The organism is Methylobacillus gramineus (assembly GCF_020532675.1).
In the GTDB taxonomy this organism is placed as follows: domain Bacteria; phylum Pseudomonadota; class Gammaproteobacteria; order Burkholderiales; family Methylophilaceae; genus Methylobacillus; species Methylobacillus gramineus.
Map to the genome: position 1 here is coordinate 779,308 of NZ_JAJAVE010000001.1, position 11,806 is coordinate 791,113.

General features: G+C 44.2%; 11 protein-coding genes. 6 read left to right on the plus strand and 5 right to left on the minus strand.

Going from position 1 to position 11,806, the window contains the following annotated elements; all coding sequences use genetic code 11:
- Positions 1 to 26 precede the first annotated feature (26 nt).
- Positions 27 to 752: a Crp/Fnr family transcriptional regulator gene (locus tag LG201_RS03590; RefSeq protein WP_226770805.1), complete on the minus strand. Its 726-nt coding sequence runs from the start codon at positions 750 to 752 to the stop codon at positions 27 to 29.
- A gap of 161 nt (positions 753 to 913) precedes the next feature.
- On the opposite strand from LG201_RS03590, the gene LG201_RS03595 reads away from it, so the two are divergent.
- Positions 914 to 1,129 carry a hypothetical protein gene (locus LG201_RS03595; RefSeq protein WP_226770806.1) on the plus strand — a complete coding sequence of 72 codons (216 nt, stop codon included), beginning with the start codon at positions 914 to 916 and terminating at the stop codon, positions 1,127 to 1,129.
- Between the two features lie 301 nt (positions 1,130 to 1,430).
- On the opposite strand, the gene LG201_RS03600 is transcribed toward LG201_RS03595, so the two are convergent.
- Both LG201_RS03600 and LG201_RS03605 read right to left on the minus strand, forming a co-directional pair.
- On the minus strand, positions 1,431 to 1,706 hold the full coding sequence (locus tag LG201_RS03600; RefSeq protein WP_226770807.1) for a hypothetical protein: 276 nt from the start codon (positions 1,704 to 1,706) through the stop codon (positions 1,431 to 1,433).
- Positions 1,707 to 2,124: 418 nt separating this feature from the next.
- Positions 2,125 to 2,283 (minus strand): DUF3309 family protein, encoded by a 159-nt coding sequence (locus tag LG201_RS03605; protein ID WP_226770808.1) that lies wholly within the window; start codon positions 2,281 to 2,283, stop codon positions 2,125 to 2,127.
- Between the two features lie 445 nt (positions 2,284 to 2,728).
- On the opposite strand from LG201_RS03605, the gene LG201_RS03610 reads away from it, so the two are divergent.
- Both LG201_RS03610 and LG201_RS03615 read left to right on the plus strand, forming a co-directional pair.
- Positions 2,729 to 4,261, plus strand: a complete 1,533-nt coding sequence (locus LG201_RS03610) for an iron-containing redox enzyme family protein (protein WP_264193260.1) — start codon at positions 2,729 to 2,731, stop codon at positions 4,259 to 4,261.
- A 122-nt stretch (positions 4,262 to 4,383) separates the two neighbouring features.
- Positions 4,384 to 4,944 carry a GAF domain-containing protein gene (locus LG201_RS03615; protein WP_226770810.1) on the plus strand — a complete coding sequence of 187 codons (561 nt, stop codon included), beginning with the start codon at positions 4,384 to 4,386 and terminating at the stop codon, positions 4,942 to 4,944.
- Between the two features lie 97 nt (positions 4,945 to 5,041).
- On the opposite strand, the gene LG201_RS03620 is transcribed toward LG201_RS03615, so the two are convergent.
- Entirely contained in the window at positions 5,042 to 5,461 is a 420-nt protein-coding gene (locus LG201_RS03620) for a hypothetical protein (protein ID WP_226770811.1), read from the minus strand.
- 1,359 nt (positions 5,462 to 6,820) lie between these two features.
- Between LG201_RS03620 and pepN the strand changes: the two genes are divergently transcribed.
- The 3 genes from pepN (at position 6,821) to LG201_RS03630 (ending at position 10,986) form a co-directional block, all read left to right on the plus strand.
- Positions 6,821 to 9,427: an aminopeptidase N gene (gene pepN / locus LG201_RS03625; protein WP_226770812.1), complete on the plus strand. Its 2,607-nt coding sequence runs from the start codon at positions 6,821 to 6,823 to the stop codon at positions 9,425 to 9,427.
- Positions 9,428 to 9,693: 266 nt separating this feature from the next.
- Positions 9,694 to 9,819: a hypothetical protein gene (locus LG201_RS14355; RefSeq protein ID WP_264193261.1), complete on the plus strand. Its 126-nt coding sequence runs from the start codon at positions 9,694 to 9,696 to the stop codon at positions 9,817 to 9,819.
- A gap of 264 nt (positions 9,820 to 10,083) precedes the next feature.
- Entirely contained in the window at positions 10,084 to 10,986 is a 903-nt protein-coding gene (locus LG201_RS03630; protein ID WP_226770813.1) for a beta-1,6-N-acetylglucosaminyltransferase, read from the plus strand.
- Positions 10,987 to 11,062: 76 nt separating this feature from the next.
- Here LG201_RS03630 and LG201_RS03635 read toward each other — a convergent pair whose 3' ends face one another.
- A complete protein-coding gene (locus LG201_RS03635; RefSeq protein ID WP_226770814.1) occupies positions 11,063 to 11,737 on the minus strand; it encodes a mechanosensitive ion channel family protein in 675 nt (224 codons plus the stop codon).
- Between the last annotated feature and the right edge of the window lie 69 nt (positions 11,738 to 11,806).

Genomic DNA, 11,806 nt, shown 5'->3' on the forward strand with positions numbered 1-11,806 from the left:
CCATTGCAATGGTTTACCTGACTTGCTTAGAACTTTGGGTGTAGTGGAAGCAAACGATCAAACTCCAGCTTGACCACTTTGTAGCATTCGCACACACGTTTTTCTAAACCTGGCCGGTCTAACACTTTGATATGTCCCCGGCTATACTCAATGAATCCAGCCCGCTGTAGCTTGCCTGCAGCCTCAGTGACGCCCTCTCGACGTACTCCAAGCATATTGGCAATCAGCTCTTGCGTCATCTTGAGTTCGTTATCATTCAGTCTATCCAGGCTTAATAATAGCCAGCGACATAGCTGCTGCTCTACAGAATGATGACGATTGCACACCGCAGTCTGGGTCATTTGCGTGATCAATGCCTGGGTGTAGCGCAACAGCAAATGCATCATGGGGCCGGTACGGTTGAACTCTTTTTTCAGGTGTTGCGACTTCAGACGATAGCTATAGCCTGCACTCTGCACCACTGCTCGACTAGGGGTTGTTTCTCCGCCCATGAATAAAGAAATGCCCACGATGCCCTCATTGCCGACCACCGCTATTTCTGCCGATGATCCATCCTCCAATTGATATAAGAGCGACACAATACTGGAGGTAGGAAAAAACACGTGGGTAGGCAACTCACACGACTCACAAAGAATTTCTCCTAACTCCATATGGCAGAGCTCAAGATTAGGGGCTAATCGATCAAACTCCGTATTAGGTAAAGCAGCAAGCAATTGATTCTGTAAGGGTGACTGAATAATTGAGTTGTCCATGGTCATAATCCCAAGTATTTGAATTAATGTTATTTTTTTATTAAGTTATTGGCATATTCACCTACAGTATAGCTCTGATAAATAAATTCATATGTGCGCTATCGAATAGACACTCTGATTATTAGGGGGTAGAAGTAGTACGTACGAGTGAGGGTTTTTACATGAAAAACAATAGAAATAACGCACATATCTCGGATAATTTTTTAATTATCGCCATCTTTAATCCAAGACTAGAGCCTTACTTTGTAGACCATCTCACCGCAAAAATAAGATATGAAGCCAATGATGGCATTTCTATGGTGATCGATATGGCGAGAAAAGAGTTTTCTATGTTGTGCCACTGGAAGAAAATACCCATAGCACTGACTGTGAACTAAATGCGATAAGGAGTACTAATGTCGGAAAACACTGGTCGAGCGATTTTTATCTTCTCTTTTACAATGATCCTGATAGGCACATTACTAGCATTTTCATGCTGGTCAATTTAATAAGCATACGTCCATTAAGCATAGATGCAAATCCAAGAAAAAAGGATGGCATCTAGCTGCTGATCAGCAAATAGATAGTAGGGAGGGTGAGGGTATCGCATTTCAGAATGGCATATATAAAGGCACTATTAGCCAAAACAAGAATAGTCCATTCATCAGAATGAGAACAATCAGAGCTACTTGCCAAAAATCAGACATGATGTGCCCCAAGAGCGTGGTTATTGAGCGTCCAGCTGATGGCTTCAACCTGATCAATGTTTACCAATCCCACATTGACCGTAAACATCATCCCCGACTTTGTCATGAGAAACTGTTTACCGGGTTGATGAATGCAACCTGAAACTTGTTCATGAAAAGCCAAATTCAATGGCTCCAACACCTCAAACACACTATATCGATTCGTCGCTTTAACTTTGACTGCATAACGGTTTCGAGAAGTATTCATAGCAACCACAATAGCTTTCATCACGATCCCTTTTTTTCAGGTTTTTATGCGTGGGTAAGGAAGGCATTGGCCAGCGCTCTGTTGACCAATAGACTAAATAGTAAACAATTTTTTCAGCAAAGTATCATTTTTATCACTTTTTGTGATATGGCGCTTAATATGCAAAGATCTACGGGTTACTTTTTGGCGGGAAAGATGCATTTTTACAGGAATGAGTTTTAGGTCGAATAGAACGCGCACTGCCGAATCGCTGATGCTAAGTCTGTGAGCAAACTATGAGTTGATTATGGCGAAGCTTAAAGCCTGAGAATATTTAAACAGTGGTTTTAGCTACTGTACCTTAAGGCTAATTCGATCAACATCACCAAGCATTCAGTAACTAAAAACCCGCATCAGCGGGTTTTTAGTTCAGATCAGCGGATGCACTGACACATCATCGCTATATGCGGCCAGTGAGTAAAAGAATGACCAAAATAATCACCACCAAGCCCAGGCCACCACTTGGGCCATAGCCCCAGCTTTGACTATAGCCCCAGCTAGGCAAGGCGCCAACAAGCAGCAGAATCAAGAGAATCAATAAAATGGTAGAAATTGGCATGAATGCCCCTCCGAATTTTAATAGGTTATTGAGGGCGGCGTATGGCCGCTGTTTCTGCCAGCCTTGAGGTTAGCAGCTTGGATCAAATGACGGTTTCAATATACTGGATGCGTCATTTTCGCGTTTATCCGTCGCTCACTGAAACCAGTGTCAGTCATATCTGACAGCCGGGAACGTTCACATTATGTAATGTAGTTTAGGTATTTAAGAGGGTGACCTTTCAGGATGCAATGATCTAGTTCAATTGGTCTAGTTGAATGCTGTCATTGATGCATAAAGCCTCTACTAATTATGCGTAAAAATAGGGGCCAGTGAGTAACATTTCCATGGCTTGTCATGTTTATCCTACGCTATGGCAAGCCAACATCTGATACTGCCCTTCATTGGTCTTAAGGATACTATTTCTTCAGGAAGAACTAATTGGGCAATGCAGGGGGCATGGAAAATGGAAGAGATTGCATTCAGGGTAAAGCGTGGATTTGACACCATTTCAAGTCTGCAATTTCCAACATACTTCTACGATGTCAGCACTCAGCGTAAGCCTCAAAGACATGCTCAACATCTGCTTCAGATAAACCACACTCGTAGCTTATATCATGCACTAATTCAGCCGCACTTGAGTAAGCAAGCCAGGAATGCAGCCAGGCATTGTTTGGATGTGCATTTGCAGCAAGCAAAACTAAGGCCTTTCCCATTTTCCGAGAACATAGAAGATATTCAGCCATGGCTTGAGCGACGCTCTAGCCAAGTGAACAAAGACTATAGAGCATACTTACACTCACGACGTCAAGGTGCACCGCGTCGATATTTCACCAGCAAATCCCATGCGTTACATTTTCTGCATACTATGGCTCCTACCCGTATGACAGATGGGGCCTGGCTATTTGGATTCCTCAAGCGCTGGCAAGATGTCAGGTATGCACCATTGTGCAAGATTTATCTCAATATCGTGGGGGAGGGCAATGAGTATCGGAATCAGGTTGTCCAGTATCAGCGTTTGCTCGATGACAATGAATGCCGGGATTGGCGAACCCTTGATGATCAATATTATATGCAAGGGGTCATTCGCTTGGCACTGGGGCAAAATGTTGAGCAGTATTTACCGGAAATAATAGGTTTCAACCTGGGCTACCAGCAGGTGTCTCTTGCCATGTTGGTTGCAGCTTATGAGCTGAATGAGATGAACATCAAGTCTCATTACTTCACTCTTGGTGCCACAACGGAAGATGCTTGCTCGGCGAGTGCGGTCAAAATGCTGCAGCCATTGCTGGCTGATGCTCCATCGCTTGCAGCGCGCCAGGCGTTATTAGCACGCGTGGCTTCTGGTTATCAATTGCATAAAGTGGGCATGGATATTCCTGCCATGGTTGAGAATTTTGATCTGCAAAAGGAGTTTCTATGCTTAATGCAACCCCGAATGCACGCCCTGAAACGTATCCATCGTATTGATTGTCTGGAGCGTGGCATATTGCCGAAATGGCTAAGCCATCCATCTGCTCCTGCACTGATGATGCAGTTATATGAAGAAGGATGGACTGATACTGGGGACGTTGCCATGGTGCAGCGCAGCGGCCTGTGGCTAACCATGCAACGTGAAAATATATTACCTCAAGGCTATGAGCTGCAAGTGCTGATAGATTGGTTGGGACAGAGTAAGGACTATGCCAAGCGTTTAAGTCACCTCAGTGCTGATTGTCTTCGTGCGATAAATCATCAAGCTTCCAGCCTGATTGAAGGTATCTATGATCCAGTCCAAAAGGAAATAATGGGGCAGCAGGGTGGTGATGCATTGGATCGGATGAATGAGTCTAGTAGCCAGGATGACATCATGAATCTTTTAATCAGGCTAATCGCTCCTTTGATGCACCATACCCAGGAGGGGTTAAGGGCAGCACGTATCTATCAATCTGTACTTGAGAAGGGCAGCCAGCTTTACTCCCAGCATCATGCATTTTTCTTGATGCGGGATGTGGTTTAATCAAAAATCCTCGCCATCATAAATCCCCTTTTTCTAAAGCATGATATATTTCCCGGAAAGTAAGCCACCCATATCCGATGTGTGTGGTGCATCCCCCCCCCCCCCCCTGAAAGCGAGTTCTCATGGCTATAAGTACAGTAACTGAGCAAGACCGCGTTAAAGCACTGCATCAATTGTTGATTTTGGATTCACCTTACGAAACGCTTTTTGACTCGATTGTGAAGGCAGCAAGTGATATTTGCGAAAAACCTATCGCCCTGATTTCATTGGTAGATGAAAATCGGCAATGGTTTAAAGCCAAGGTGGGATTGCCGAGTGAGGTGACTCAAACGCCAAGAGAATATGCCTTTTGTGCCAAAACGATATTAAGTAATGAAATTCTGGAAGTAATGGATGCATCCCAGGATGATCGTTTCTTTGATAATCCTTTAGTCACTGGAGATCCTAATATCAGGTTCTACGCTGGCTTTCCGATCACCATGCCAGCAGGCGAGAATATTGGCACCGTCTGTGTCATTGACTCCAAGCCCGGCGGCCTGAACTTATATCAACGCAAAGCGTTACAAGGCTTGTCTGATATTACTTCCAAGGCTTTGACTGCACGCCTGGTCAGCCTGAAAATGTATCATCACACGCACCTGGAAGATCCATTGGTGTCAGAGTTGATTCCTGTTGAGGCTTGATCAGGGATTTGGATGACACATATTAGGAAGTTATCACACCTTAATAGATGCTTTGCTTCCTAAGACCCTTGCGGAATAGCCCTCTTACCCAGCTCATTCACTTCGCATAATGTATATTATGTAAAATCAATGGGCAAAATGAAATCATGGTTGTCATCAGTCGACCATTAGCATCAATGTGGATTTTCTTAGTACGGCTATATTGTTTAATCCGTAAATTTGGAATTAATCCTAGCCAGCCATAAATAAGCCCATCCGGGTGAAGTGCCAGGCACCGCTCAGTGATGAGGCGGTAGATGTGATTGAGCCTAATTTGACACTCATTAGCTATAGATTTCCCTGAAGAACCTAAAAGGTAAAGCTCAACAGCTTTTTTTCTTCGAAGATATTGCTTAAGGGTAGCAGGCGGGAGAGCACCAAGTTCGGGAGTTGGCCAGATAGAGATGTCAGAGTAACATCCTCCCATTAAGCCTTTGACGTTGCGGCCAGCAAGCTGTGGCTCTTGATCTGAGTTCACGAGATATCCTCCCGATTACTAAATCTACAACATTTTGATATTGGTCATGAAAGTTACAAAATCTTGTTAATTAATATAACAGGATTTTGTAACTGGAATAGTACACCCAATTGTTTTTATTGAAAATTTTTTATTGATACTTATACAAAATTCTAAAAATGGACGAGGTTGAGCCGCCAGCTCTACGAGTTACTTCTTTAATCCCTAAACCATCGTTCTAATGCTGTTTTCTATGAGGTGCGATGTCTTCTGTGTGAAATGACATATGTGTTCTCTTACATATCCTGTAAGCTCTTATTACCAACAGTCATTTGATGCTGTTGTTCTATCGCGTCCTCCTAGGAGCTAATGAATAATGAAACCAGTGCAAGAGAAGAAAACTTAGTCGCAAAATTCACACTTGTGAAAGACCTGAGCAGTTTCTATCACGTGTTTACGGGGTACGGTAAACCCAATTCTGATGAATATTCTTCAAGAGATCAGGTGACACCTTGCGGAAAGATATACCTCAATGATCGCGTTGTTGTTGAGTTCAAATGCAAAAATGTAGATTACGCCAGAGTTCGGACTGCATTAGTTGACGGTAATTTCTGCCCAATATGTATAGTTAAGCTGTACGAATCCACACATTAGGATAAACCCCGACAGGGGTTTTTATGTGCTCAAGATATTGCCAAGGCTCTTTGTCGATAGAGCGGAAAATAAATGGGTAATCAAGGCCACGCAGAAAACGGCTCTCAGGATATAGCTTGAGGTAAAGGCTTAAAGCCGCCCATACGCTTGCAGAATTTGAGTATACTAATTTGTACGATTGAAAATTCCTGAAGCATGATCGCACATAGCGAAAAAGCAAAAAAATTTGTGTATACCAGTTTTGCTATCACAGCCTCAGGTTACATTTGCCCAGTTTTAGCCATTGCTACCACCAATGTTACTGAATATCCTGATATTTTCTACTACTCCCTCCCCGTCTTATTGATATGCACCGTTATTTCCATCGCGCTTAATCTTTTCATAGAGAAGTACATTTTTCAGCTCAGACGGCTTAAAAAAGAATCAGCAAGTAAATTTCGTACTAGATTTATAAACACGAATAAGGATTTAATTAGTGTGCATACAATTACAGAGTATTTGAATATGACGAACATCGTCATGGCTGCAATAGGATTTTACGTGGTTGCCTTCCTTCACCAGTATTGAAGCTCCATACAATTCATTTATACGCCTGTCGCTCATGCGTGCTCTGGAGCGATCCACTGAATGACTGGAGACATCCCCTTTTTTAGTAACATTTATCCAAATTAGGCTACACAATCTCTTTTATACTGTTTACAACGCACAATAAAGAAATTCTTGCTCATGCTTCCAGATACTGCAATTACGCCACAAACGATTTATCTCAAAGATTACAAGCCTGCTCCTTATCAGGCATCGCATGTCAACCTGACGTTTGAGTTGTTTGAAAACAAGACGATTGTGAAGTCAGAAGTTCTGTACATTCAAAATCCTGCAAGTGTTTCAAAGCAGTTGATATTAAATGGACAGGATCAGACCATTCTCTCCATTGAGATTGATGGCACGCCATTTGATGGATACAGCCTAGTTGATAATCAGTTGATTATTGAAGATGTGAGCGAGCAATTTAGGCTCACTATTACATCTGAAATTCATCCTGAATCAAACACTGCCCTTGAAGGCCTATATAAGTCTCAGGGAACATTTTGTACACAGTGTGAAGCCGAAGGATTCCGTCGAATTACTTTTTTCCAGGATCGTCCAGATGTGCTGAGCACGTTTTCCGTTCGCATTGAAGGTGATAAACACCAATACCCGGTGCTTCTTTCCAACGGCAATTTGACTGACTCAGGCGATCTTGATAATGGGCGCTACTATACCGCCTGGAACGACCCCTTTCCTAAGCCTTGTTATCTCTTCGCCTTGGTTGCGGGTGATCTGGTTCGTATAGAAGATAAGTTCAAAACCATGTCCGGGCGTATCGTAGACCTGCATATTTATGTACGCTCCGGTGACGAGGAACAATGTGATCACGCCATGGAGTCGCTGAAAAAATCCATGAAGTGGGATGAAGATACATATGGGCGTGAGTATGAGCTCGATTTATTCAATATCGTGGCAGTGAGTGACTTCAATATGGGCGCAATGGAAAACACATCGCTCAATATCTTTAATACCAAGCTGGTGCTAGCGCATCAAGAAACCGCTACTGACACAGACTTCTTGAGCGTTGAAGGAGTGATCGCCCATGAATACTTCCACAACTGGACCGGAAACCGGGTGACTTGTCGTGACTGGTTTCAATTGTCACTGAAGGAAGGCCTGACTGTATTCAGAGATCACGAGTTTAGTGCTGACATGAACTCTCGTGCCGTGCAGCGTATAGATGATGTGGATCATCTGCGCCGTTTTCAATTTCCCGAGGATGCCAGCCCCCTTGCCCATTCTGTTCAGCCCGATCATTTCATCGAGATCAGCAATTTCTACACGATGACGGTCTATGAAAAAGGCGCCGAGCTCATTCGGATGCAACAAATTTTGCTGGGAGAAAGTGTTTACCGGCAGGCAACAGACCTCTACTTTGATCGCTATGACGGACATGCAGTCACTTGCAATGATTTCGTACAGTGCATGGCAGATGCATCAGGGCGAGATATGTCGCAATTCTTCTTGTGGTACAAGCAGGCCGGGACTCCGTCATTGCAGGTAACTGGCCGCTATCAACCTGAGGCGAATCAATTTACCCTGACGTTCATCCAATCGCAAGCAGACAGTCCAGGCCAAACCGGGAAACAACCACTGCTGATACCTGTGGCTGTCGGATTGCTCGACGAGCAAGGTAATGAAACGCATGCCACGCAAGTCCTTGAAATCAATATGCGTGAGCAAAGCTTTACTTTTGACCATGTTAGTACACGCCCAGTGCCATCCATCTTGCGCGGATTTTCTGCACCTGTGAAATTAACAACCGACTTGAGTGACAATGACCTCCGTCTATTGCAGCTCAAAGATACTGACGGATTCAACAAATGGGAAGCCGGACAAACCATTGCACTGCGGACTATCCAGCGTGTCATCGCTGATCCTGAAACTGATATCACTCAATTCATCGATGATTTCGGGCTCCTGATTGACCAGGGAATTTCAAATCACGGTGACAAGGCCCTGCTGGCAAGGGCTTTGTCTCTACCCTCACTCTCCGTCATTGCGCAAGCACAGGATGTGATTGATCCAGCGGCAATTGACACTGCGCGTACGCATATTCTCAAAGCCATCAAGCGTGTGCATAAGGATGCCTTAGCCCGTTTATATGAAGATAATCGCAATCTGGGCGAGTTCTCCATTTCACCAGCTGCAATGGGACGCAGGTCCTTACAAAATACCGTACTGGCACTATTGACCGTGACCAATGGTACCGGATGCGCCGCTAGAGCCAAGGCACATTATGAGCATGCCGATAACATGACAGACCGTGTCGCTGCCCTATCCTGCTTATCAGACAGTATCAAGCCTGAACGAGACGAAGTCTTCAGCGCTTTCTATCAACGATTTAAAGACTATCAACTCGTTGTTGATAAATGGTTTTCTCTACAAGCGATCGCCAACAGAGACGGCATATTCGATGACTTCACAACGCTACGCCAACATCCAGAGTTTAATATCAGAAACCCCAATCGCGTGCGTTCGCTTTATTCAGCATTTGCCATTAATAATCCGGTGAAATTCCACGATCCTAGCGGCCAGGGCTATGCGCTCGTAAGAGACGCCATTATTGAATTGAATGCGATTAACCCGCAAATTGCAGCGCGGCAGGTCACGCCTTTTAGGGAATGGCGGCTTTACACTCCCCTGCTCCAAACACAAATGAAAGCGGCCCTGCAAGTCATCATGGATTCAGCCAGCCTTTCCAGCGATGTATTTGAGGTTGTCAGTAAATGCTTGAAGGGCTAAAGCTACTGACAAGGCTCTACTTCGAAGGTTAATTGAAACAGCATGGCCCGCTTCATGATGAGGTGGGCCATGTTATCCAGCTGAGCACTCTGACTAAGTCGGCTGCGCTAGCAAACCATACGCTACCGATAAATCCTGCCTATATACCATTGACGATCGATAGAGTTGAGTCGCGAAAGATAATCGAAAAAAAGTATATTTTTCAGATATTAAGACTATTCCTTGGTTAGAGAGTATGCTGAATTTTTAACCTAACGCGAGCTATCATGGGTAAAGACCAGAAAAGTAATAAGATGGATAAAAAGAAACCTCTTAAAACGCCTAAGGAAAAGAAAGCAGAAAAGAAACAAAAGGATAACCCGGTTCCTTTCAACATCAACAAGCCTGCCTGATTTTTTTACCTTCACCTTCAAATGTTACGCAAGATGCTTGCGATAGTTAATCGTTAAAGCACAAAATCTCTCCGCACTAGAATCCTTCCAGACCACAGCATTTGGGCATGACAACCTACCCAGAATGCTACATTCATTCAGAGTGCGCTTCAGTGCATGCTCTTCAATCTACCAAAATATTCCACCCCGTTTTATGACCATGTGATTGGTTTCATTTTCCATGCTCAGCGTGATTGATACGGGTTGGAGAAAAGAGACCTCAATATGATTGCATACCTCATCCTGGTTCATCGCTTTCCTGACCAGTTTAAACGGCTATTCAAGGCTATTTACGATCCGGACAACTACTATCTCATTCACGTAGACCAACGGTCAGGCGTGGAGCTGGAAACAGAGTTGAAGCAGTTCCTAGCCAGCTATCCCAATGTTGCCATGTTGCAAAGCAAGAAAATGTTGTGGGGGGGGTATAGCCTGGTGGATGCTGAATTGAGAGGCATCAAGCAACTCCTGACCATGGGAGTGGATTGGGAATTCTTTATTAATCTCAGTGGCCAGGATTTCCCTCTAAAGACCCAGTCCTATATTCATGAGTTTTTAAATGACAATATCGGAAATGACTTTATGAAAATAGCCAACCAAGCGACGGTGCGGCCCGATACTTTGCATAGAATCGAGGATTATTGTGTGGAAGAGGCAGACCAAATCTTCTCTCCCCTTCCTGCACAAAAAAGGCCATTTATGGAAGGTGTAACGCCGTATATTGGCAATCAGTGGATGATATTGAGTCGAGGGTTTTGTGAGTTTCTCACTCGAAGCCCGGAGGTGAGTCGATTTGTGAAATTTTACAAGAACACCTTGATCGCAGATGAAGGCTTCTTTCAAACGGTGATCATGAATACGAGCTACTCAGCCAACATTGTCAACGATGATAAACGGGCGATTGACTGGGTACCCATGGGTACCATTAAGTTACGGCCAAGAGAGTTCACCACCAATGATGCAAGCGCTCTGCTGGCAAGCAAACACTTATTTGCGCGCAAGTTTGATGAAACCATTGATACCAATATCTTGGATATTATTGAGCAGCATTTGAAAGATACCCAGGTAATTAGTCGACATACTAAATCTGTATCGGGTATCCATCAAAAGCTGGAAGAAACGGTGTAAGCCAGCACAAGCTCTACGTTTAGTTACGCCCTAAAACAAAAAGCCCCTTGCGGGGCTTTTTTCTTGCTGAATCAGATTATTTCAAGCGCTTGGACTGCATTTCCTCGATCAGTTTTGCTGCCCTTTCCTTACCACCCAGCCCGAATGCAATGGCGAGTGCCAGAAAAATGGCACCAAACACAATCACAAACAATGCAGTGAGTAATTGGGTACCAATATCCAGTTGTTCCAATGCAACAAACAAGGCGAAAATCTGGATGCCATACTCTGCCGTCGTGCTGACTTTGAGCGCACTTTCGTATTTCATGCCATGCAGCCAAGCAAATACCAGGCGATTCACAAACCTGGCAAGCAAGGTACCAAAAATCAGCACCAGGATGGCGACAATGATTTTAGGCAGGTAATTCGCCAGGTTGTTGAGCATGTGAGCCACTTCATTCAGCCCCAATGTGTTGGCACCCGTAATCACAAACAAGAGGATCACTAGCCAGTAAACCACCTGGCTGATCACACCACTCAAGGTCAGGTCAAAATCACCATGCTTTAGGAATGCTTCCAGGCCTGAACGGTCTGCAAACTTATCAAACTGTGTCAGCTCAAGCACGCGCTTGACACCAAGACAGGCGACCTTGGCACATAGCCAGCCAAAAGCCAGGATGACGATCACAGCAAGTAGCTTGGGGAAAAAAGTGACTACCTGGGTCCAGAATTGATTTAGGGAAGTCAAGAAAATATCTATCTGGTATTGCATATGCACACTCCTTTTTATTGATATAAGAGACCCTTATGAGCGGGCCCTAATGTTCCAGCCAATGAGTGT